The organism is Salmonella sp. SAL4457, from assembly GCF_046548235.1.
GTDB classification, from domain to species: Bacteria; Pseudomonadota; Gammaproteobacteria; order Enterobacterales; family Enterobacteriaceae; genus Salmonella; species Salmonella enterica.
This window is the reverse complement of the sequence record NZ_JBGDZO010000004.1, coordinates 232,127-253,129: the sequence shown is the minus strand read 5'-3', so window position 1 is coordinate 253,129 and position 21,003 is coordinate 232,127. Positions and strand designations below refer to the sequence as shown.

Annotated in this window: 24 protein-coding genes; 4 read left to right on the top strand and 20 right to left on the bottom strand. The window is 53.0% G+C overall.

Annotated elements, in window-relative coordinates; translation table 11 throughout:
• Positions 1–85: 85 nt before the first annotated feature.
• From ACLJNW_RS14955 to ulaA, 6 genes are read right to left on the bottom strand one after another with little or no spacing between them, the layout of a single operon-like run.
• Positions 86–772, bottom strand: a complete 687-nt coding sequence (locus tag ACLJNW_RS14955) for an L-ribulose-5-phosphate 4-epimerase (RefSeq protein ID WP_001170772.1) — start codon at positions 770–772, stop codon at positions 86–88.
• Entirely contained in the window at positions 772–1,626 is an 855-nt protein-coding gene (gene ulaE / locus ACLJNW_RS14950; RefSeq protein WP_000949529.1) for an L-ribulose-5-phosphate 3-epimerase UlaE, read from the bottom strand. Before ulaE ends, ACLJNW_RS14955 begins: the two co-directional genes overlap by 1 nt.
• Before the next feature lie 9 nt (positions 1,627–1,635).
• On the bottom strand, positions 1,636–2,286 hold the full coding sequence (gene ulaD, locus ACLJNW_RS14945; RefSeq protein ID WP_000056761.1) for a 3-keto-L-gulonate-6-phosphate decarboxylase UlaD: 651 nt from the start codon (positions 2,284–2,286) through the stop codon (positions 1,636–1,638).
• A gap of 13 nt (positions 2,287–2,299) precedes the next feature.
• Positions 2,300–2,764: a PTS ascorbate transporter subunit IIA gene (ulaC, locus tag ACLJNW_RS14940; RefSeq protein ID WP_000776531.1), complete on the bottom strand. Its 465-nt coding sequence runs from the start codon at positions 2,762–2,764 to the stop codon at positions 2,300–2,302.
• 9 nt (positions 2,765–2,773) lie between these two features.
• On the bottom strand, positions 2,774–3,079 hold the full coding sequence (ulaB, locus tag ACLJNW_RS14935) for a PTS ascorbate transporter subunit IIB (protein ID WP_000218358.1): 306 nt from the start codon (positions 3,077–3,079) through the stop codon (positions 2,774–2,776).
• Positions 3,080–3,094: 15 nt separating this feature from the next.
• Positions 3,095–4,492, bottom strand: coding sequence for a PTS ascorbate transporter subunit IIC (gene ulaA / locus ACLJNW_RS14930; RefSeq protein WP_000404873.1), 1,398 nt, complete (start codon positions 4,490–4,492; stop codon positions 3,095–3,097).
• 361 nt (positions 4,493–4,853) lie between these two features.
• On the opposite strand from ulaA, the gene ulaG reads away from it, so the two are divergent.
• Complete coding sequence (gene ulaG, locus ACLJNW_RS14925; RefSeq protein WP_000049161.1) at positions 4,854–5,918, top strand: L-ascorbate 6-phosphate lactonase; 1,065 nt, start codon at positions 4,854–4,856, stop codon at positions 5,916–5,918.
• Positions 5,919–6,022: 104 nt separating this feature from the next.
• Positions 6,023–6,778: an HTH-type transcriptional regulator UlaR gene (ulaR, locus tag ACLJNW_RS14920; RefSeq protein ID WP_000133618.1), complete on the top strand. Its 756-nt coding sequence runs from the start codon at positions 6,023–6,025 to the stop codon at positions 6,776–6,778.
• Here the strand turns inward: ulaR and yjfP are convergent.
• Positions 6,775–7,524 (bottom strand): esterase, encoded by a 750-nt coding sequence (yjfP, locus tag ACLJNW_RS14915; protein ID WP_000560303.1) that lies wholly within the window; start codon positions 7,522–7,524, stop codon positions 6,775–6,777. The two genes, ulaR and yjfP, sit on opposite strands and share 4 nt — an antisense overlap.
• 183 nt (positions 7,525–7,707) lie before the next feature.
• Here yjfP and bsmA point away from each other — a divergent pair, with 183 nt between their 5' ends.
• Entirely contained in the window at positions 7,708–8,037 is a 330-nt protein-coding gene (gene bsmA, locus ACLJNW_RS14910) for a biofilm peroxide resistance protein BsmA (RefSeq protein ID WP_000586836.1), read from the top strand.
• A 130-nt stretch (positions 8,038–8,167) separates the two neighbouring features.
• Positions 8,168–8,443: a DUF1471 family protease activator YjfN gene (gene yjfN / locus ACLJNW_RS14905; RefSeq protein WP_024154827.1), complete on the top strand. Its 276-nt coding sequence runs from the start codon at positions 8,168–8,170 to the stop codon at positions 8,441–8,443.
• 44 nt (positions 8,444–8,487) lie between these two features.
• Here yjfN and ACLJNW_RS14900 read toward each other — a convergent pair whose 3' ends face one another.
• The 13 genes from ACLJNW_RS14900 to ACLJNW_RS14840 all read right to left on the bottom strand — a co-directional run bounded on the left by ACLJNW_RS14900 (position 8,488) and on the right by ACLJNW_RS14840 (position 20,942).
• Positions 8,488–10,110 carry an isovaleryl-CoA dehydrogenase gene (locus ACLJNW_RS14900; RefSeq protein ID WP_024154826.1) on the bottom strand — a complete coding sequence of 541 codons (1,623 nt, stop codon included), beginning with the start codon at positions 10,108–10,110 and terminating at the stop codon, positions 8,488–8,490.
• Positions 10,111–10,194: 84 nt separating this feature from the next.
• Complete coding sequence (locus ACLJNW_RS14895) at positions 10,195–11,358, bottom strand: glutathionylspermidine synthase family protein (RefSeq protein ID WP_000943948.1); 1,164 nt, start codon at positions 11,356–11,358, stop codon at positions 10,195–10,197.
• Positions 11,359–11,360: 2 nt separating this feature from the next.
• Positions 11,361–11,999 (bottom strand): DUF1190 domain-containing protein, encoded by a 639-nt coding sequence (locus ACLJNW_RS14890; RefSeq protein ID WP_001085590.1) that lies wholly within the window; start codon positions 11,997–11,999, stop codon positions 11,361–11,363.
• A 9-nt stretch (positions 12,000–12,008) separates the two neighbouring features.
• Positions 12,009–12,407 carry a DUF350 domain-containing protein gene (locus ACLJNW_RS14885; protein ID WP_000547737.1) on the bottom strand — a complete coding sequence of 133 codons (399 nt, stop codon included), beginning with the start codon at positions 12,405–12,407 and terminating at the stop codon, positions 12,009–12,011.
• 17 nt (positions 12,408–12,424) lie between these two features.
• Complete coding sequence (locus ACLJNW_RS14880; protein ID WP_000090290.1) at positions 12,425–13,108, bottom strand: YjfK family protein; 684 nt, start codon at positions 13,106–13,108, stop codon at positions 12,425–12,427.
• Positions 13,081–14,151, bottom strand: coding sequence for a potassium channel family protein (locus ACLJNW_RS14875; RefSeq protein WP_000899676.1), 1,071 nt, complete (start codon positions 14,149–14,151; stop codon positions 13,081–13,083). Before ACLJNW_RS14875 ends, ACLJNW_RS14880 begins: the two co-directional genes overlap by 28 nt.
• Positions 14,151–14,849, bottom strand: coding sequence for a PspA/IM30 family protein (locus ACLJNW_RS14870; protein ID WP_000511974.1), 699 nt, complete (start codon positions 14,847–14,849; stop codon positions 14,151–14,153). The genes ACLJNW_RS14875 and ACLJNW_RS14870 overlap by 1 nt, the downstream gene beginning before the upstream one ends.
• Before the next feature lie 14 nt (positions 14,850–14,863).
• On the bottom strand, positions 14,864–15,268 hold the full coding sequence (locus ACLJNW_RS14865; RefSeq protein WP_024154825.1) for a YjfI family protein: 405 nt from the start codon (positions 15,266–15,268) through the stop codon (positions 14,864–14,866).
• A gap of 132 nt (positions 15,269–15,400) precedes the next feature.
• Positions 15,401–16,132 (bottom strand): 23S rRNA (guanosine(2251)-2'-O)-methyltransferase RlmB, encoded by a 732-nt coding sequence (gene rlmB, locus ACLJNW_RS14860; protein WP_023204826.1) that lies wholly within the window; start codon positions 16,130–16,132, stop codon positions 15,401–15,403.
• 90 nt (positions 16,133–16,222) lie between these two features.
• Positions 16,223–18,661 carry a ribonuclease R gene (gene rnr / locus ACLJNW_RS14855; protein ID WP_023204825.1) on the bottom strand — a complete coding sequence of 813 codons (2,439 nt, stop codon included), beginning with the start codon at positions 18,659–18,661 and terminating at the stop codon, positions 16,223–16,225.
• A 37-nt stretch (positions 18,662–18,698) separates the two neighbouring features.
• Positions 18,699–19,124, bottom strand: coding sequence for a nitric oxide-sensing transcriptional repressor NsrR (gene nsrR, locus ACLJNW_RS14850; protein ID WP_001177632.1), 426 nt, complete (start codon positions 19,122–19,124; stop codon positions 18,699–18,701).
• 219 nt (positions 19,125–19,343) lie between these two features.
• Positions 19,344–20,642, bottom strand: coding sequence for an adenylosuccinate synthase (gene purA, locus ACLJNW_RS14845; RefSeq protein WP_000527972.1), 1,299 nt, complete (start codon positions 20,640–20,642; stop codon positions 19,344–19,346).
• A gap of 102 nt (positions 20,643–20,744) precedes the next feature.
• Positions 20,745–20,942, bottom strand: coding sequence for a DUF2065 domain-containing protein (locus tag ACLJNW_RS14840; protein WP_001089290.1), 198 nt, complete (start codon positions 20,940–20,942; stop codon positions 20,745–20,747).
• Positions 20,943–21,003 lie beyond the last annotated feature (61 nt).

Genomic DNA, 21,003 nt, shown 5'->3' with positions numbered 1-21,003 from the left:
TAGTATGATTCTATAGAGTGTTATGAAAGAAGCTCCGGAATCTGACCAATTACATCCCTGAGGGATAGGATCCCGGAGCGTTGTTTTACTTCTGCCCGTAATACGCATTCGGGCCATGCTTACGCATGAAGTGTTTATTCATCAGATAATCGTCGATGGGGTTGAGGCCAGGGTTAATACCGCGCGCAATCCACGCCATTCGCGCCACTTCCTCCATGACGACCGCGTTATGTACCGCATCGTGCGCATCTTTCCCCCAGGCGAACGGCCCGTGTTGATACACGACAATACCTGGCGTATGCAGCGGTTCCACCTCGCCCAGCGTTTCGATGATCACCTTACCGGTGTTCAGCTCGTACTCGCCCTGCACTTCTTCTTCGCTTAACGCTCTGGTACAAGGAATATCGCCAAAGAAATAGTCCGCGTGCGTGGTACCGAGCGCCGGAATAGCCATCCCCGCTTGCGCCCATGCCGTGGCGTGGGTGGAGTGGGTATGAACGACGCCGCCAAGCGACGGATAGCGTTGATACAGCGCCAGATGGGTAGCGGTATCGGAAGAAGGACGATAACGTCCCTCCACCACTTTGCCATCCATATCCACCACCACCATGTCATCTACCTTCATGGTTTCATAGGCGACACCGCTTGGCTTAATCACCACCAGCCCGCGTTCGCGATCGATAGCGCTGACGTTGCCCCAGGTAAACGTCACCAGTCCATAACGGGGCAAATCCATGTTAGCGTCAAATACCTGCTGCTTGAGCTTTTGCATTATGCCGCCTCCACCATGCCTGCTTTGGCCATGCGCGCTTTCACCCAGTCACGCGCTTTCGCTACCTCTGCCGCCGGGTTCTCTGCTGTTTCGCTCCACATCTCAATCAGATAGGGCCCGCAATAGCCACTCTGTTTGAGCGTTTCGAAGCAGCGTTCGAAATCGACAACGCCTTCGCCAAACGGCACATTTTTGAACACGCCGGGTTTAGTATCTTTGACGTGTACCGCGACGATATGCCCGATTCCCGCCTGTAGCTCCATCTGTACGTCGTTATCCCAGGCAGACAGATTGCCGATATCCGGATAGAGCTGGAACCACGGGTTATTGAGGTAGTGAGCATAACCCAGCGCTTTACTGATGGAATTCATCAGCGGGTAGTCCATGATCTCCATCGCCAGCGTCACCTGGGCGCGGCTGGCCATATCAACGCTCTCTTTTAACCCATCGCGGAAGCGGCAACGCGTTTCGTCGTTGGCCTGCTGATAGTAAACGTCGTACCCCGCCAGTTGAATGACGCGAATCCCGACGTCCTGCGCAAACTGAATCGCTTTACGCATAATCTCCAGCCCCTGCGCCCGTACCGCGTCATCTTCGCTACCGAGCGGAAAACGACGATGCGCGCTCAGACACATGGACGGCACGCGCACGCCGGTTTCAGCAACCGCGCTCACCAGCGCCAGGCGCTGCTCGCGACTCCAGTCGAGCCGCGCCAGTCGGGCGTCGGTCTCGTCCACCGACATTTCAACGAAGTCAAAACCCAGCGTTTTCGCCAGCCGCAGGCGCTCCAGCCAGCATTCCCCGGCAGGGAGCGCTTTTTCATAGATGCCGAGCGGAATTTGTTTCGACAGCATAGCCGCTCCTTAGCCCCACAGTTGGGCAATGGAGCGTTTGAACTGCCGTGCGGCTTCTACCGGCGATTCGGCATCGCGAATGCTGCGCCCCGCGATAAAGACATGGATCGGAATGCCTTTGAACAGCGGCAGGTCTTCCAGCGCCAGTCCGCCGGTCACGGTCACTTTAAAGCCCATATCGGACAGCCGTTTAATCGCGGTAATATCCGCTTCACCCCACGCCACGCCTGCGGCCTGCGCGTCACGGCTGCGGTGATAAACCACCTGCTGAATACCCGCATCACGCCACTGCTGCGCCTGTTCCCAGGTCCAGTAACCGGTCAGTTCGATCTGCACGTCGCCGTTGAACTCTTTTGCCACATCCAGCGCGCCTTTTGCGGTGTTGATATCCGCACAGCAAATCACGGTCACCCAGTCCGCGTTGGCTTCGAAACACATACGGGAGAGGATTTTACCGGCATCGGCAATTTTGGCGTCCGCCAGCACAATTTTGTGCGGATAGAGCGCTTTCAGGTCGCGAACGGCACGCACGCCTTCGCCCACGCACAGAATGGTGCCCACTTCGATAATGTCGACTTCTTCGGCAATCAGGCGAGTGGTTTCATAGGCGCTATCCATAGTCTGGTTGTCCAGCGCGACCTGCAACATTGGTAATGACATTTTCAATTCCTTCTTAAGCTGCCGCGTTGGTGCGGTCAATGAGATCCAGGACTTCCTGCGCGGTGCGGCAGGCGCGTAAACGGTCAAAATTAGCTTCGTCTTCAAACAGGTTGACGATCTGCATGATGCCCACTTCCTGGTGAGTGTTGGCATCAACCGCCGCCATGGTGATCAGAATATCGACCGGGTCGTTATCTTCGTGGTTGAACTCCAGCGGCTTTTTCAGGGTCACCAGCGAAAAACCGGTTTTCTTCACCCCTTCTTCCGGGCGGCCATGCGGCATCGCCAGGCCGGGGGCAATCACAAAATAGGGGCCAAACTGCTCAACGCCATCGAGAATGGCCTGGTAATAGCGCGGCTCCACCACGTCGGCAGCCACCAGTAAATCGACGCCGATCTTGACGGCTTCCTGCCAGGTATTCGCTTCAGCCTGCAGGCGGATAGAATTATTCTCCGCCAGTGAATCACGTAATTTCATGTTGCATCCTTACTTCACGTCTTGCGGGAAATGTTCTTTGATCACTTCCAGCAGTTTCGGGCCAAAATCCGCAGGCGACAGCATGTTGCGCACGCCAACCACATATTTGTTGCCCGTCACGCTGATTTCGCCTGCAATATGGGTAGAAGCGATGATGATATCCGCGCCGCTCAACTCGCTTTTGTACTCGCCAACCGCGCAGCTGTTTACCGTGTGGTCAATGTTTGATTGGGTTAAAAACTGGTCCACTTTCATTTTCATGATCATGGAACTGCCCTGTCCGTTGCCACACACAGCCAGAATACGTACGGTCATAATCAAAACTCCTTATTAAGCAGACTGTTCTGCCAGTTGTTTTTCTGCATCTTCTTCTGCGCGCAGTGCGCGGCCAGCGAAGAACATATAAGCCAGTGCAATTACAATGATGACGGCCATAAAGGCGATACCGAGGGAGAAGAAGCCCTGCATCATCGGCGGTGCCAGAATCGACCAGTCCGCCATACCCATCCAGGCGCTCATCCCCGTGAGTTTCACCGCCCAGACGCAACCAAAGATTTCGATCATCCCCATCACCAGACAAATCTTCAGCGCCGCACGCCAGCCGCCGAAGTGGTTAGCGAACACGCCGATAGTGGCGTTAGAGAAGAACATCGGGATAAAGCCAGGAATAATCAGGATCGAGGAGCCGCAGGCAACCAGGATGCCAACCGCAATCAGCTGACCGATGGTGCCCCACATAAAGCCCCAGACCACCGCGTTCGGCGCGAAGCTATAAATAGCGGCGCAGTCAATCGCCAGTACTGCGCCCGGAATCAGACGCTGGGAGATACCGTTAAAGGCCTCAGAGAGCTCGGCGACAAACATACGCACGCCCTGGGTGATGATGAAGATCGCCACCGCAAAGGAGAAACCGGTTTGCAGGATATAGATTGTCCAGTGGGTTTTACCCGCCATCGCCTGTACGGTATCGATACCAAAAGAGAGCAGAATGGCACCAAAGAAGATGGTCATTACAATCGCCGTGGAGACGATGTTGTCATGGAAAATGTTCAGCCAGCCCGGCAGTTTGAGGTCTTCAACGCTTTCCTCTTTTTTGCCCAGGAACGGCGCGACTTTATAGGCAATCCAGGAAGCAAACTGCTGCTGGTGACCGATGGAGAAACCGCAGCCGTCCGTCACTTCCTGAGTCGGCTTGTACATCATGTTGGAGGTAATACCCCAGTACAGGGAAACCAGTATCGCCGTGCAGATAATGGTGGTCCACATGGAATAGCCGAAGATATAGAAAGAGACCGCAATCAGCCCCGCCTGCTGGAACATGATGTGCCCGGTCAACATGATGGTGCGAATACCGGTAATGCGTCGCAACAAGACGTAACAAATATTCAGCGCCAGCGCGAGCAACACCGCGTAGCCTACCCAACTATACGCATCACCCATCCGTTCGATCGTTGCCATCATCGAAGCATAGGTATCGGAAATCGCGCCGTTGATGCCGTAGACCTCAGACATTTTCGCCACCACCGGTTTAAAGGTGCTGGTCAGAATGCCGGACCCGGCCTGTAGCAGCATGAAGCCAATGATGGTTTTGATCGTCCCTTTGATGATCACGCTGACGCTTTTGCGCAGCAGGATATAGCCCAGGCAGGTCACAATACCCAGTAATAGCGGGGCATTGGTCATTACCTGATTAAAGAAAATGGTAAAGATGTTGTAGAGGATCTCCATAACGATCTCCGGTAGATAAGGTTGCTGAGTCACAGGCGCTCAGGATAATGTCCCTTCACTGTAATTTTCAAAAGTAATCACAACAAGATTGAATTTGATTAAATGTGACGTAGCGCGCAAATAATTAGCGCACTTAATACATGGTTTACTTATAGGTAACTCATTTTTTCATTAAATAAGTAAAATCATAAAGATGGATACATCCCCATGACGCCAGGCAAGATTAAATTTTCTCCTGACTGCGTTATCCCCTACCCAAAAGTCAAAAAATAGCCCATTGCCTTCTTGAGAAAATAGTGTCAGGATTAATCAAAACAAATCACGTTTTGAACTATTTTGAACAAACATGAAGGTAAATGCGATGAGTAAAGTACAAAGCATCACGCGTGAATCATGGATTCTGAGCACGTTTCCGGAGTGGGGAAGCTGGCTGAACGAAGAGATTGAACAAGAGCAGGTCGCGCCGGGTACGTTCGCTATGTGGTGGCTGGGCTGTACCGGGATCTGGCTAAAATCTGAAGGCGGCACTAACGTATGCGTCGATTTCTGGTGCGGTACCGGTAAACAGAGCCACGGTAATCCGTTGATGAAAACCGGCCACCAGATGCAGCGTATGGCTGGCGTCAAAAAATTACAGCCTAACCTGCGCACCACGCCGTTTGTTCTCGATCCTTTCGCTATCCGTCAGATTGACGCCGTCCTGGCGACCCACGACCATAACGATCACATTGACGTCAATGTCGCGGCTGCCGTAATGCAGAATTGCGCCGATGATGTTCCGTTTATCGGCCCGCAGACCTGCGTGGATTTATGGGTTGGCTGGGGCGTGCCGAAAGAACGCTGCATCGTGGTAAAACCGGGCGATGTCGTAAAAGTGAAAGATATTGAAATTCACGCGCTTGATGCCTTTGACCGCACCGCATTAATCACCCTGCCCGCCGATCAGAAAGCCGCTGGCGTACTGCCGGACGGCATGGATGTACGCGCGGTTAACTATCTGTTTAAAACGCCGGGCGGCAATCTCTATCACAGCGGCGATTCTCACTATTCCAACTACTACGCGAAACACGGCAACGAACATCAAATTGATGTCGCGCTCGGTTCTTACGGTGAAAACCCGCGCGGTATTACGGACAAAATGACCAGCGCGGATATTTTACGCATGGCGGAATCGCTGAATACCAAAGTGGTGATCCCGTTCCATCACGATATCTGGTCGAACTTCCAGGCCGATCCGCAGGAGATCCGCGTGCTATGGGAAATGAAGAAAGATCGCCTGAAGTATGGTTTTAAACCGTTTATCTGGCAGGTTGGCGGCAAGTTTACCTGGCCGCTGGATAAAGACAATTTCGAATACCACTATCCGCGTGGGTTTGACGATTGCTTTACCATTGAACCCGATCTACCGTTCAAATCCTTCCTGTGAGTCGATATCATGCCGGGATTACCCGGCATTTTTTCCATTTACTTTAGTATTTCCAGGCTATTTCAAATATCATCTTTTCAAATCAATTTGTATCGGAATAGCTCATGACTGAAGCACAAAGACATCAAATACTGCTGGATATGCTGGCACAGTTGGGCTTTGTTACCGTCGAAAACGTGATTGAGCGTCTGGGGATCTCCCCGGCGACAGCGCGCCGTGACATCAACAAGCTCGACGAAAGCGGGAAACTTAAAAAAGTGCGCAACGGCGCAGAGGCCATTACCCAACAGCGGCCCCGCTGGACGCCGATGAATCTGCACCAGGCGCAAAACCACGATGAAAAAGTACGCATCGCGAAAGCGGCGTCGCAGCTGGTAAACCCGGGTGAAAGCGTAGTGATTAACTGCGGCTCCACCGCTTTCCTGCTGGGGCGTGAAATGTGCGGGAAGCCGGTACAGATCATTACCAACTATCTGCCGCTGGCGAATTATCTGATCGATCAAGAGCATGACAGCGTGATTATCATGGGTGGTCAGTATAATAAAAGCCAGTCGATTACCCTGAGCCCGCAGGGAAGTGAAAACAGTCTCTATGCTGGCCACTGGATGTTTACCAGCGGAAAGGGCTTAACCGCGGATGGCCTGTACAAGACCGATATGCTAACCGCCATGGCGGAACAAAAAATGCTCAGCGTCGTCGGGAAACTGGTCGCGCTGGTCGATAGCAGTAAAATTGGCGAGCGCGCGGGGATGCTGTTCAGCCGCGCCGATCAGATCGCTATGCTGATTACCGGCAAAAATGCCAATCCGCAGGTTTTGCAACAGCTTGAAGCCCAGGGTGTAAGCATACTCCGCGTTTAAAGATGCTGTCGGAAAAACGCTACCGTCGCCGACAACGCTTCTGGCGTAATGCGATGCCGCACGCCTGCGGCCCATAAACAGGTCACATGCTTATCCAGCTTCGCCGCGGCGAGTGCCTGCTGGAGCCGGAAGGTTTCGATAGCAGGCACCACGTCATCCTCCTGACCATGCCACAACAGAAGCGGCCTGTCGGCCAGTCGCTCCAACTGGTGTGTGACTTCCCATTCACGTAGCGGCGCGATGATATTGTCGAATTCCGCCTGCTGCGCCGGGTTCTGCGGGGATAACGGCGGGAAAAGCGTCCGGGCAAGCCCGGTAAAATAGCCCGACCCCATTAAACTGGCCCCGCATTTTACCTCTCGGTGACGCGTCATAATGCCCAGCGCCGTCATACCGCCCATGGATGCGCCGCCCACCGCCAACCGCCCGTCAAGTAGCCAGTTTTCCGCCTGAATCGCCGCACGTAACGTCGTAAATTCCTGCATGTTTTGGTGCAGAATCTGCCAGAATCGGTGTATTCGTCCCTGTGAGTCGCCGCCGAAGCGAGCGCCATGCTCCGGCGCATCCGGCATGACTACCCGGAATCCTGCCTGTGCCAGGGCAACGGCAAAATAACTATAAACCAGGCTGGAGGAGGTGAAGCCATGATAGAACACCACACAGGGAAGCGGCACGGCGCGTTTCCCTTCCGGGAAGGCATGTAGTACGACGCCTCCGGCTAATTGTCGTGTTTCAATCGCTATCATTATTCTCTCCTTTTTATCCGGTATGCCACGGAGAAATACTTAACGCAAGTTTATGGATAGCGCAATAATTCATAATGTTTGAGAACTGGGTTACGCTTTCGCAACGTTTTCATTCGAAAATCGCGTGACAGGTAACACTTCGGGAACATTCCCCCTAAAGGGAAATCAATAAGGCATTACACTATGATTATCAGGAAACGAGATAGAGTTATGCGTCGGTTTGCTTCATTGATAGCAGCGCTGTTATTAAGCGCGTGTAGCGTGCTGCAGGGTACGCCGCAACCTGCGCCGCCTGTCGCCGATCACCCGCAGGAAATCCGTCGCGATCAAACGCAAGGACTACAGCGGATGGGGACCGTAAGCGCGCTGGTTCGGGGCTCCCCGGATGATGCAATAGATGAAATCAGAGCGAAAGCCGTCGCTGCGAAAGCCGATTATTACGTTATCTTAATGGTTGATGAAACGGTTGTAACCGGCCAGTGGTATTCACAAGCCATTTTGTATCGTCAATAACAGTAGATTGATTTTTAGTCAGTTTTACATTGCTTTGCGCCCCTATGCGTTTACCTGTGCACAATACACAAACAGGTTTACCGTGATGGAGCGTCCTGTTAAATGCGGGGTATGTAATAAGGAGCTGACGATGAAACAAGAACTTGCCTTATCCTCACTGCTGCTTTCTGCCGGACTGGTGAGTACGACGGCACAGTCTGCCGAATTCGCCAGTGCTGACTGCGTAACGGGTCTGAATGAAATCGGCCTGATCTCGGTCAGTAATGTTGCAGGAAACCCACAGGATGTAGAGCGGATTATCGCCCTGAAAGCCGATGAACAGGGTGCGTCCTGGTACAGAATTATTCAAATGTATGAAGAACAACTGTCGGATAACTGGCGCGTACAGGCGATACTCTATGCCTGATGCCGCGTGGCTCGCGCCGGATGGCATGTACTACAGGTCAAACGTTACCGCAGTCCCCCGGTCGCCCTTAACAGTAAATCATTTTGCACCTGGGCAGGCAGCGGCATTTCGCCGCGTGTATCCAGCATCATCTGACACCACGCTTGCGCCAGCGGCGGCGAGGCATGACGCAGCATTTCCGCTCCGCACCCCAGCAGGAAAAGCTGCTGCGTAATCTCTCTGCCCATTGCTTCGTCCGGTTTGCGTAAACGTTGCTGTAGCTGACGTACCGCGCGGTCGTAATGGCGATCCTGACCTTTGACTTCCGCAAAAGCTTCACTCAATACGTCATAGACGCCGTGTTGTTTTGTCAGCACCCGAAGTACATCCAGACACATGATATTGCCGGAACCTTCCCAGATACTGTTCACCGGCATTTCACGGTACAGGCGCGGGAGTTCGCTCTCTTCGCAATACCCCATCCCGCCGAGAACCTCCATCGCCTCAGCCACAAAAGGGATTCCCAGCTTACAGATGGCGAATTTCGCCGCTGGCGTGAATAATCGCGCCCATAATGCCTCTTTCGCCTCGCGACGTTGCTCCCAGGCGCGCGCCAGCCGAAACAAAAGCGCCGTCTGCCCCTCCAGGCATAGCGCCATACGACTTAAGGTTTGTCGCATCAACGGTTGATCGATCAGCGGCTTACCAAAAGCCTGACGCTGATGAGCATGGTAAATGGCGACTGAAAATGCGCGCCGCATTAAGCCATGACTCCCGAGCGCGCAGTCAAGACGCGTCATACCGCCCATCTTTAAGATATGCCGAATCCCTTCGCCCTCTTCTCCCAGCCGCCAGCCGATAGCATCCTGAAACTCGACTTCGGCGCTGGCATTAGATCGATTACCGAGTTTATCTTTCAGGCGTTCAAGACGAACAGAGTTCCGTCGCCCGTCTGGTAGGAAACGCGGCACAAAGAAACAGGATAGTCCTCCTTTTGCCTGCGCCAGCACGAGGTGCGCATCGCTTTGCGGCACAGAGAAAAACCATTTATGTCCCACCAGCCGATATGAATCATCCGCCAGCCGCTCCGCGTGGGTCGTATTACTGAGTACGTCAGATCCGCCCTGCTTTTCCGTCATTCCCATGCCGATGAGCAGACCCCGCTTTTGCCCGCCCGGCAGCAAATGCGAATCGTAGCGATCGCTGCGCAGCGGCACCAGCCAGTCATGGAAAGTGGCGGGAAGCATCTGCAATAGCAACGGTGTCGCGGCAAAGGTCATCGTGACAGGACAGAGTGTTCCCGCTTCTACCTGAGCATGTAATACAAAACGCGCCGCCCGGGCGACAAAACTTCCCGCCCTTGCCTCCTGCTCCCAGGCCAGGTTATGTACCCGATTAGCGCAAAGCCCCTGCATCAACAGGTGCCAGGCGGGATGAAAGCGAACGTCATCCAGACGCTGTCCCTGGGGATCGTAACGTAGCAACTCAGGAGGATGCGCGTTCGCCAGACGCCCCAGTTCCAGTGATTCCGCCGTTCCCAGTTGTTGGCCAATGCTGGCGAGAAGATCGCTATCCCATCCCGCGCCTTCCCGGGAAACCGCTTCACACAGCGCGCCATCAGACAGGAATAAGTTACTGTTATTGAGCGGAGCTGGTTGATTAAAAACGGTATGTGTTTGCCAGGACATGGTGTCTCCCTCCTTCAATGGCGCTGAAGTCAAGTATGGTCATGACTGCGCCATTGACGCCGGAGCAAGATCACAAAAGTATGATTAACCGGCAATATAATGTGGGACGAAACGGGAAGTGTCTTTGGTAATTAGCGTATTGTCCTCGCGAATCCCCATCCCGGAGGCTTCATCGTCAATGATCCAACTGCCAATCAGCGTATAGCTATCGCCAAAGCGCGGCAAAGGCTGAAACGCCTGGTAAATCATCGGCTCGTCAGCGTAGTCGCCGTCGGCATGATCGATAACATTTTGCCGCTCGTCGAAAATCGTGACGTTGCCGCCTTCACGTGAATAAATCGGCTTCCGCACGCTGCTTTCACCTGGCGCTGCGAGCGATTTTTCGCCCTCAAACCAGGCCGGCAGCAGATTCGGATGGCCAGGGAAAAAGCGCCACAATAACGGCAACAGCCCTTTGTTACTCAGAATACTTTTCCACAATGGCTCAATCCATTGCTCACGACGTTTTCGCAACAGCGGGCCGTTGTCGTCGCGCATCATCCACTCCAGCGGGTAGAGCTTAAAGGCGCGGCGAATCACGTTATCGTCCAGATCGGTCAGCACGCCGCCTACGCCAAGCCCCAGTTCTTCAATATAGATAAATCGCGTTTCCTGCCCCGCCTGCTGCGCGCAATCCTGAAGGTACAGCACCGTCGTGCGATCTTCGTCGGTATCTTCACAACAGCAAAAGTAGAGCGGTTCCCGACTGTACAGCTCGCTGAAGCGGGCGATCAGCCGCTCCTGTATCGCGTTGTATTGATCGGCATCACGCGGGATGGCGCCGCTACGACGGGCATCCTCCAGCCATAGCCATTGAAAGTAGGAGGACTCATAGAGCGACGTCGGCGTATCCGCATTGTATTCCAGCAATTTAACCGGATCTTTGCCGCACCAGACGAAATCCATCCGCCCGTAAAGCGAAGGATCGCGGCTGCGCCAACTTTCGGCGATGACATCCCAGTACAATGGCGGGATCGCCAGCTGCTGCATGATCTGCTCATCCCGGACGGCCCGCTCGACAACCTCCAGACACATCTGATGAAGCTCTGCGGTCGGTTTTTCGATCTGTTCTTCAATTTGCCGTAATGTAAAACGGTAGGCCCGGCTTTCATCCCAGTAAATTTCGTTATCGATAACATGAAAGTCAAAACCGTGATCGCAGGCGATCTTATCCAGATCCCGGCGTACCGGTACGTTATGTCGTAGCATGGTTAGCCTCCCCAGTGTCCGCGGGCGCTGGAAGAACGGCCATAGCCGCCGCGGGAGACGGTGGACGCTTTCCGTGTGATATAACCAGGGCTGGTCGCGGTATCGCTTTTCCCTGTGCCGCTGCGCCACGCATAGTCGCCGGATGTGGTGCGCCAGACGGGACGGGAGACATAAGATGAACCGCCGCTGCTATAGATGTATTGTTCATCACGGTTCTGACGAATCGCGCGGCTGAGTAAAAAGCCGCTTAATACCGGAACCCAGCTCCGCTCGGTGATATCAAAGTAGCAATCGCCAAACTGCGACTGACAGCGCTCCTGCGTCAATTGCTTAGGCACATTAGCGTAAAATTCTGTTTTCGCATTATTCCAGCCGTCAGCGCAAACGCTGGCGCTATTGCCATCGTCAATACAGTCGTTCACCGTGGCGTAAAACGTCCCATCGCCGTCGTTGTCACTATTGCCGCCATCACCGCACCCTTTCAGGAGAAAAAAGGCCGCTCCACCCATAATCGCCAGCGTCAGGCATTTTGGCGTGTAGCGATTTCGTTGCCGCTCAAAGGGATTGACCGGTTCGGCTATTCGTCTTATTGCCGAATGGCCTACGCCGGATGTGCTTCTGGATTTTCGTTTTTTTGCCATGATCTTCCGTTACCATGTCATACAGGCAGCGTTAAAAATACCGCCAGCCAGCGCTGCGGTTCCCATAAATAGCCCCGCCGCCACGTTGTGATGAATAATTTTTTCGCTCAGCGTAGGCATGTATAACCTTACGCAACCATAAATCAGCAGTTGAATCACCAGCGCAATGCCGCCCCAGGCAAAATAGTCCGGGATACTGACCGAGTTTATCGCCGCGCTGGATAAGGGGATGACATAGCCCAGCAACGTACCACTAAAGGCCAGCGATGCCGCAGTATTGTTATTTTTTATCAGCTGCCATTCATTATGCGGCGTTATCTTTGAGTAAATAAAAAGAAATACAATGACCATTGCCGCGCCAATAAAAAAATAGGCGCAGAAAGCCAGTAATGCGTCCAGTATATGCATAATTTCCCTGTATGTGCTTAACCAATAACCGTCAGTGAAGTGAGCGGGATATCCACGCCGAGGGCGCGTGAAAACACCCATTCAGGCTCACCGCGCTCGTTAAATGATTCTTCCCCGTTCAATAGAAGATACTCCCAGGCGTCGTCCGTCACCTGGCGCTGGAAGCCCATCGTAAAATTGTGAACGTCCCATTTCTCTGCCTGCTGATTTTCAACCTTTTCCAGCATGTAGACAGGTTCAATATTGCCCGGCTCTTCATGGTTAAAAAAGCGCTGCCAGCGCCGTTCTTGCCAGTTGAGCGTCATCGGCCCTATTGCCGCTGGCGCAATGGCTGAACGCCAGTGACGTTCCTCGTTAATACCGAAACTTTCCTCATATACAAAAAGTTTGATGTCATCAATGTCGTCAACATCCGTGCCGCCAGTGGTGTTAATTTGTAGAAACTCATCGCCAGAGGTGTAGTAGCGAAAAATCTGACTGCCGCCGCCTAAATCTATGCGACTCGCTGCCGCGACAGTGTATTTTTCACCCGGTAGCGCCACCAGCAACGACGACTCCAGTAGCCGGAATGCCAGCGTATCCAGCGTGAAACCGGCGTTAAGATGTAATCCTAATGGTCCGCGAATCGGCGCTGGCGCGCTTGTTTTACCGAGCAAACGCTGAAAAAATTGCATCATAGGGGAACCTCTATCTCTTGCCATGCGACCTCTTCAGCCAGAATGCGATTATTACCGACCAGATGTAGCCACATACCGCCTCTGACTTCAGTTGAAATCACCGGATTCAATTCCATACCACGACCATTCTTGCAGTGACTGATCCCCAGCACCGTCGCGTCATGATGAAGCTTCATATAACGCATTAGCGCGCCGTATCGCATAGGCGCGACAGAAGCCGGGACAGACAGCGCGAATCCGGTATCGCCCAGCATCGGATTCATAATGGAAGCGACAGATTGCGATGATCCTGGGTCCTGAATGGAACGGGAAAGTTGTTCAGCGGAAAGGTTACGGACTATCTCCATGCGCGGGCAGTGGGTTTCCAGTAATCCGGCATAACGCTCGTCTTCCAGATAAACCACAATATGGCACTGCGCGGGTACATAGTCTGCCAGCGAGAGCGCCGCCGTGAAGGTCTGCTCATCGGTACGAGCGAAAATAATCACGCTCTGGCACTGCTCCAGCCCCATGCGCTGGTGTTCCTGCGGATCGTTAAAGTTGCTGATGCGGATAAAATCCACCCAGTTATTACCCGGCAGCGGATGCTGAATATCTTCCAGTTCGCACAGCAGAACCCGTTCAAAGGCACGCCGCTTGTCATATAGCAGCAATGAGATCATCTTTTCGGTTTGATGACCCCGCCAGCCAATCACCAGCATATGATGGTGTAAATGGCGATAATCGCCCATGCCCGTTATTCCTTTCGCTAACATTCCCTGTACCTGCGCAATCACTTTTCCCATTAACGCGCCGAACAACCCGACGCTAACCGGAATTTGCCACAGCGCGGTGAACAGACGTCCTGGCGCCGTCTGCGGGCTAAGATCGCCAAAACCTAATGTGGAACCCACCACCGAGCAGTAATAGATAAAATCGCTTAACTGGCTCACCAACGCGCTTTCGCGCAACAGGCGCAGCACCAGATAACAAAGCAGATACTGCCCGATAAACAGGCCCAGCAAAGCGGGCCAGGTCAGTCTGGACAAATGACGCTGGCAGGTTTTGACAATCCACGTAAAGAGCATTATTCGCCTTGTTGACGCTGTAAACGCGCCAACACATCCTGAGCATTGCTTTTATTGGTTGCGCCAATACCCGCCTGCGCCAGTTTTTCATCCAGGTCGCGTCCATCGGCGACTTTTTCCAGCTGCGCGGCGGCATCCAGCCGGGCCTGGCGTTCAGCCTGACGCGTTTGTAAACGTTTAAGCGACTCCGCCGCCGTAGACACATTCGACGCGGCTCCGACGGTCGAAGTCGTCACCGCCTGCTGCGCGCGCTGCATGGCTTCTGTAGCCTTAACCACTTCAAGTTGCTGCTCAAACTGCGCAATCCGCTGGCCTGTCGCCGTTACGGCCTTCTCCACCGCATCACGAGAGGCTTCCAGATTAGTCAGCACCTGTTCTTCGGCAAGAATGGCATTTTCCAGACGGGCTATTTCTTCCGCCACTTCGTTGAGTAAAGCGGCGTCGACATTCTTACTCATTGCCGCCAACGCCCGTGTTTCAAGGCTGGCTTTACGCTCACGTAAATCATTCAGCTTGTCATGGCTTAACTTCACCCGCGCCAATAAATCCACTCTGGATTTACCCGCTTTATCCAGCTCGGCTTTTGCGTCGCGAATATGCTGCTCCAGCATACGTACACCCTGCGCTTCATCAATGGCGTCTTCTGCCTGAGCAACGAATGATTTACCTAACGTGAACAAACTTTTTAAAATTCCCATGTAAGCCGCCTGTATTATTCCTGTGAATAGACTTGTGTTATTTCAGCGATATCCAACGCATTTTCTACAAGCGTGGTGATTTCCAGCGTCACGTCGGCAAGCGACGAATTTAACGACAGCGCGCCAAAAGCGACATAATATTCCTCCTGTTTTACCTGAGTAATACCGACCGAAGACAGCAGTAAAACCTTCTGATTTCTCAGCAAGAAAAGATTAAATTCCGCGGTATCTCTAATCGTATTTACCGGACAGATATAAGTCTCGATAACTATTTGTTGCGAGGTAAATAAAACCGTCAGTGGTAAATCGCCATAATCATTCATTTTTATTATTAATGAAGATTCATTATTTTCTATATCAATATCTAATTCGGCGATGTTGTTTAACGCATCCGCCAGCGTCCGTGGAGTCCATGCCATATTATTATCTCTATCTCTTTTTTATAAATAAAGGGAGTTACAGGGTAGGTTTTGCTTTTTATATTACCAGCCAAAGATAAAAAAAAACCATCCGATTATGGATGGTTATTTTCTTAAAAAAGAATATTAGCGTCAGGTGCGCTGGCGAACGGCTTCAAACAGACAAATCCCGGTCGCCACAGAGACATTCAGCGACGACACGCTACCAGCCATAGGAATGCTGATCAGCTCATCGCAGTGCTCACGGGTCAGACGACGCATACCTTCACCTTCTGCGCCCATGACCAGCGCCATGCGGCCAGGCATTTTGCTCTGATACAGCGTATGGTCAGCCTCGCCCGCCGTTCCGACAATCCAGATATTCTCTTCCTGCAACATGCGCATCGTGCGCGCCAGGTTGGTGACGCGGATCAATGGCACGCTTTCCGCTGCGCCGCAGGCGACTTTCTTCGCCGTCGCGTTAAGTTGCGCGGAGCGGTCTTTCGGCACGATTACCGCATGTACGCCTGCAGCATCGGCGCTGCGCAGACAGGCGCCAAGATTATGCGGATCGGTGACGCCATCGAGGATCAACAAAAAAGGGCGATCGTGTAATGCGATCAGATCCGGCAGATCGTTTTCCTGATACTGCCGGCTTGGTTTCACGCGAGCGATAATACCCTGATGCACGGCACCGTCGCTTTTCTCGTCGAGATATTGGCGGTTTGCCAGCTGGATAACCACGCCCTGGGACTCAAGGGCGTGGATCAGCGGCAACAGACGTTTATCTTCACGGCCTTTTAAAATAAAGACTTCCTGAAAACGTTCAGGGGCGCGCTCCAGCAGGGCCTGCACTGCGTGGATGCCGTAAATCATTTCGCTCATTAATGTACTCGTTGTTTACGTTTTGCCGGGGGCGCTACGCTTGCCCGGCCTACAGATAATTGACCCTCTTCTGTTTGAAGAGGGTATTGCTCACTCTGCCGTTTTTTTCTTCGCCGCACGCTTCGCTTTGGTCGCTGCGGCTATTTTCTGCGTTTTAGCCGATGGCTTTTTTGCTTTTCTCGCGTCTTTCTTCGCTGCTTTCGGCTTCGCTTTTTTCTCGCCGCGGAAGGCGCTATCAGGCTCGAAGTTAACTTTTTTACCTACCTGACGACGTTTACCGGCGTTTTTACTTTCACCTTTTTTCGCTTTTTCACGCGCCGTTTTGCCGACGTTACGCGGTGCGCGCTCGCTGGAGATCAGGCTAAAGTCAATTTTCCGTTCGTCCATATTCACCGCTTCGACGCGTACCTCGACCCGGTCGCCCAGGCGATATGTCTGCCCGCCGGATTCGCCAATCAGACGTTGCCCTACCTGATCGAAGCGATAGTAATCGTTATCCAGTGAGGAAACGTGTACCAGCCCATCGATAAACAGTTCATCAAGACGGACAAAGAAGCCGAAACCGGTGACGCTGGCAATCACGCCCTTAAAGACGTTGCCTACCTGATCCAGCATAAAGTCACATTTCAGCCAGTCGGAGACATCACGCGTCGCTTCATCAGCGCGGCGTTCCGCCATCGAACAGTGCTGGCCGAGCTGCAACATCTCTTCCATCGAGTAGTGATAACCGCCCGTTTCTGTGGTGTTGCCCTTGTTCCCTTGCTCTTTCGCCAGCAGGTACTTAATGGCGCGGTGCAAAGAAAGATCCGGATAGCGGCGAATCGGCGAGGTAAAGTGCGCATAAGACTGCAACGCCAGGCCAAAGTGCCCGCGGTTTTCCGGATCGTAAATCGCCTGCTTCATTGAACGCAGCAGCATAGTTTGCAGCATTTCGGCGTCCGGCCGGTCGGCAATCGATTCAAGCAGTTCGGCATAATCGCGCGGTTCCGGTTTGTTTCCGCCCGGCAGCTCCAACCCCAGCTCCGCCAGTACGGAGCGGAATGAGGTGATCGCTTCGGTGGTGGGCTTATCATGAATACGGAATAACGCCGGCTCTTTAGCTTTTTCGACAAAGCGCGCCGCCGAGATATTCGCCATGATCATGCACTCTTCGATAAGCTTATGCGCGTCATTACGCTGGGTCTGTTCGATACGCTCAATGCGACGATCGGCGTTAAAGATAAACTTCGCCTCTTCGCTCTCAAACGAGATCCCCCCGCGCTCTTCACGCGCTTTATCCAGCACTTTGTAGAGGTTGTGCAGCTCTTCAATATGCTTCACCAGCGGCGCATATTGTTCACGCAGATCCTGATCGCCCTGCAGCATATGCCAGACTTTGGTATAGGTCAGACGCGCATGGGAGCTCATCACCGCTTCATAGAATTTGTAGCCGGTCAGCCGACCTTTCGCCGAGATGGTCATTTCACAGACCATACACAGCCTGTCAACCTGCGGGTTTAGCGAACACAGACCGTTGGAGAGCACCTCCGGCAACATTGGGACAACCTGTGACGGGAAGTAAACCGACGTGCCGCGATTGCGCGCCTCGCGATCCAGCGGCGTTGGCGGCCGTACATAATAGCTCACGTCAGCAATAGCGACCCACAAACGCCAGCCGCCGCCGCGTTTTTTCTCACAGTAAACCGCGTCGTCAAAGTCACGGGCATCTTCGCCATCAATCGTGACCAGCGGCAAATCGCGCAGATCGACACGACCGACTTTCGCCTCTTCCGGCACCTCTTCTTTCAGCCCGGCGACCTGCTGCTCTACCGCCTGCGGCCAGATGTAGGGTATTTCATGGGTACGCAGCGCCATATCAACCGCCATACCGGTGCCCATATTGTCGCCCAGCACTTCGACGATTTTCCCTACCGCTTTAGTACGGCGAGTTGGACGTTGGGTCAGTTCAACCACGACCACAAACCCCATCCGCGCGCCCATGACGTCTTCTGGCGGGATAAGAATGTCGAAGCTGAGACGGCTGTCGTCCGGCACCACAAAGCCGACGCCCGCATCGGTGAAATAACGCCCGACTATCTGACTGGTTTTCGGTACCAGTACACGGACGATACGCGCTTCGCGGCGACCTTTACGATCGGCGCCCAGCGGCTGCGCCAGCACCTGATCGCCATGAATACAGGTTTTCATCTGCTCGCTGGAAAGATACAGATCGTCTTTGCGGCCTTCGACACGTAAGAAACCGTAACCGTCACGATGACCGATCACGGTGCCTTTCAGCAGGTCGAGGCGTTCCGGCAGCGCATAGCACTGGCGGCGGGTAAAGACCAGTTGTCCGTCGCGTTCCATCGCGCGCAGGCGGCGACGCAAGGCTTCAAGCTGCTCTTCGCCTTCAATATTCAGTTCTACGGCCAGTTCTTCGCGGCTGGCCGGTTTTTCACGTTTCGTTAAATGTTCGAGGATAAATTCCCGGCTCGGGATAGGATTCGCGTATTTTTCTGCTTCGCGTTCCTGGAAAGGATCTTGTGACATTGAGGTTCCTCCATTGTCATCTCTAATGAAGTTTACTTCACTCCACCAGTAATAATTTATAAAGCGGTTGATTCTCTTCAACCAAATCGGCAAGCGTGTAGTTATCCAGCTCCTTGAGAAAACTCTGCACGGCCTTAGAAAGCGCCTGTTTCAGACGACAGGCAGGGGTGATGTGGCAAAATTCGCTGCTACAGTTGACCAGTGATAAGGGTTCCAGCTCACGCACCACATCGCCAATACAAATAGTATTAGCCGGTTTACCCAGGCGGATACCGCCATTTTTTCCCCGAACGGCGGTGACAAAGCCCGCCCGGCTAAGCTGATTGATAATTTTGACCATATGATTACGGGACACGCCGTAGACTTCTGTCACCTCAGAAATGCTGGTCATTCGTCCATCTGGTAACGACGCCATATAGATTAGCGCACGTAAGCCGTAATCGGTGAAACTCGTTAACTGCACATCAACCTCAGGAAAAGGGAAAACGGGATATAACTTATCTGTATTGATGATAAACCAGCCACCTGTCAGGCTGCTAATTTATTTCGGTTCAGGAAGGAAAAAAGCGGGGAACAATGACGCATTTGAGCCGAAGGATGATGCAAAGCATCTTATCCGGCCAACAAATGCGTACTCATCATAGACCCGGTAAGCGTAGCGTTACCGGGCATCATCCATCAATTACGCGTCGAACGGGTCGCGCAGAATCATCGTCTCAGTACGATCGGGGCCGGTAGAAATAATATCAATCGGCACGCCGGTCAGTTCTTCAATACGCTTGATGTAGTTCAGCGCCGCCTGCGGCAGGCCGCTACGATCTTTCACGCCGAAGGTGGATTCAGACCAGCCCGGCATGGTTTCGTAAATCGGCTCTACACCTTTCCAGTCGTCAGCTGCCAGCGGAGTGGTAGTCACTTCGCGACCATCCGGCATACGGTAAGCCACGCAGAGTTTCACCTCTTTCAGGCCATCCAGCACGTCCAGTTTGGTCAGGCAGAAGCCAGACAGGGAGTTCAGCTGTACCGCACGACGAACGGCAACGGTGTCCAGCCAGCCGGTACGACGACGACGGCCGGTAGTAGCGCCATATTCGTTACCCTGCTTGCAGAGGAACTCGCCGGTTTCATCAAACAGTTCGGTCGGGAACGGACCCGCACCTACGCGAGTGGAGTAAGCTTTGAGGATACCCAGAACGTAATCAACATAACGCGGGCCCAGGCCGGAACCGGTCGCCACGCCACCTGCAGTGGTGTTAGAAGAAGTTACGTACGGATAAGTACCGTGGTCGATATCCAGCAGGGTACCCTGCGCACCTTCAAACATGACGAAATCGCCACGCTGACGCGCCTGGTCGAGCAGGTCCGAAACGTCAACAACCATAGAAGTCAGGATGTCGGCAACAGCCATCGTATCATCCAGAACTTTCTGGTAATCAACCGCTTCAGCTTTGTAGTAGTTAACCAACTGGAAGTTGTGATATTCCATCACTTCTTTCAGTTTTTCAGCGAAGGTTTCTTTGTCGAAAAGGTCACCAACACGCAGACCGCGACGTGCCACTTTATCTTCATAAGCAGGCCCGATTCCACGACCGGTGGTGCCGATCGCTTTCGCGCCACGCGCTTTCTCACGCGCGTTATCCAGCGCAACGTGATAATCAAGGATCAGCGGACAGGCTTCAGACAGCAGCAGACGCTCACGAACGGGGATGCCACGGTCTTCCAGTTCTTTCATCTCTTTCATCAGCGCGCTCGGAGACAGCACAACACCGTTACCGATGATGCTGGTTACATTCTCGCGAAGAATACCTGATGGAATAAGATGGAGAACGGTTTTTTCACCGTTGATTACGAGAGTATGGCCTGCGTTGTGACCGCCCTGGTAGCGTACAACATATTTAGCCCGTTCAGTCAGAAGATCGACGATCTTTCCTTTACCTTCGTCACCCCATTGGGTGCCCAGTACGACGACGTTGTTACCCATTTTTCAAAATCACCGTTTGCTTAAAAATGGATTCTACCATCGCTTTTTCAGATATACAGCACTTTTTGCACTCAATCTGCGGCAAATCCGACCACTTTTTGTTCAGCCAATCGTTTTCCTCAACATGTAGTAGACCACAACTCCCGCGACCACAAGTCCGCCGCCAAAACGACGTAAAACATTTTCCGGCAGTTGCGCCAGTGCCGAAACCATTTTTTTCCATGCGCCGGGATACAGCATCGGTCCCAGCCCTTCGAGGACTAATACCAGAGCAAGCGCCAACCAGATTGTTGAATTCATTTATCGCCCTTATAAAAGAAAACCACCGGCATCCTTTGGATGCGGTGGTTTTGCTGGTCTA

Bases quoted from the DNA above. Each gene is read 5' to 3' on its own strand.
- ACLJNW_RS14955 (WP_001170772.1), bottom strand. From the start codon at position 772: ATGCAAAAGCTCAAGCAGCAGGTATTTGACGCTAACATGGATTTGCCC.
- ulaE (WP_000949529.1), bottom strand. From the start codon at position 1,626: ATGCTGTCGAAACAAATTCCGCTCGGCATCTATGAAAAAGCGCTCCCT.
- ulaD (WP_000056761.1), bottom strand. From the start codon at position 2,286: ATGTCATTACCAATGTTGCAGGTCGCGCTGGACAACCAGACTATGGAT.
- ulaC (WP_000776531.1), bottom strand. From the start codon at position 2,764: ATGAAATTACGTGATTCACTGGCGGAGAATAATTCTATCCGCCTGCAG.
- ulaB (WP_000218358.1), bottom strand. From the start codon at position 3,079: ATGACCGTACGTATTCTGGCTGTGTGTGGCAACGGACAGGGCAGTTCC.
- ulaA (WP_000404873.1), bottom strand. From the start codon at position 4,492: ATGGAGATCCTCTACAACATCTTTACCATTTTCTTTAATCAGGTAATG.
- ulaG (WP_000049161.1), top strand. From the start codon at position 4,854: ATGAGTAAAGTACAAAGCATCACGCGTGAATCATGGATTCTGAGCACG.
- ulaR (WP_000133618.1), top strand. From the start codon at position 6,023: ATGACTGAAGCACAAAGACATCAAATACTGCTGGATATGCTGGCACAG.
- yjfP (WP_000560303.1), bottom strand. From the start codon at position 7,524: ATGATAGCGATTGAAACACGACAATTAGCCGGAGGCGTCGTACTACAT.
- bsmA (WP_000586836.1), top strand. From the start codon at position 7,708: ATGATTATCAGGAAACGAGATAGAGTTATGCGTCGGTTTGCTTCATTG.
- yjfN (WP_024154827.1), top strand. From the start codon at position 8,168: ATGAAACAAGAACTTGCCTTATCCTCACTGCTGCTTTCTGCCGGACTG.
- ACLJNW_RS14900 (WP_024154826.1), bottom strand. From the start codon at position 10,110: ATGTCCTGGCAAACACATACCGTTTTTAATCAACCAGCTCCGCTCAAT.
- ACLJNW_RS14895 (WP_000943948.1), bottom strand. From the start codon at position 11,358: ATGCTACGACATAACGTACCGGTACGCCGGGATCTGGATAAGATCGCC.
- ACLJNW_RS14890 (WP_001085590.1), bottom strand. From the start codon at position 11,999: ATGGCAAAAAAACGAAAATCCAGAAGCACATCCGGCGTAGGCCATTCG.
- ACLJNW_RS14885 (WP_000547737.1), bottom strand. From the start codon at position 12,407: ATGCATATACTGGACGCATTACTGGCTTTCTGCGCCTATTTTTTTATT.
- ACLJNW_RS14880 (WP_000090290.1), bottom strand. From the start codon at position 13,108: ATGGCAAGAGATAGAGGTTCCCCTATGATGCAATTTTTTCAGCGTTTG.
- ACLJNW_RS14875 (WP_000899676.1), bottom strand. From the start codon at position 14,151: ATGCTCTTTACGTGGATTGTCAAAACCTGCCAGCGTCATTTGTCCAGA.
- ACLJNW_RS14870 (WP_000511974.1), bottom strand. From the start codon at position 14,849: ATGGGAATTTTAAAAAGTTTGTTCACGTTAGGTAAATCATTCGTTGCT.
- ACLJNW_RS14865 (WP_024154825.1), bottom strand. From the start codon at position 15,268: ATGGCATGGACTCCACGGACGCTGGCGGATGCGTTAAACAACATCGCC.
- rlmB (WP_023204826.1), bottom strand. From the start codon at position 16,132: ATGAGCGAAATGATTTACGGCATCCACGCAGTGCAGGCCCTGCTGGAG.
- rnr (WP_023204825.1), bottom strand. From the start codon at position 18,661: ATGTCACAAGATCCTTTCCAGGAACGCGAAGCAGAAAAATACGCGAAT.
- purA (WP_000527972.1), bottom strand. From the start codon at position 20,642: ATGGGTAACAACGTCGTCGTACTGGGCACCCAATGGGGTGACGAAGGT.
- ACLJNW_RS14840 (WP_001089290.1), bottom strand. From the start codon at position 20,942: ATGAATTCAACAATCTGGTTGGCGCTTGCTCTGGTATTAGTCCTCGAA.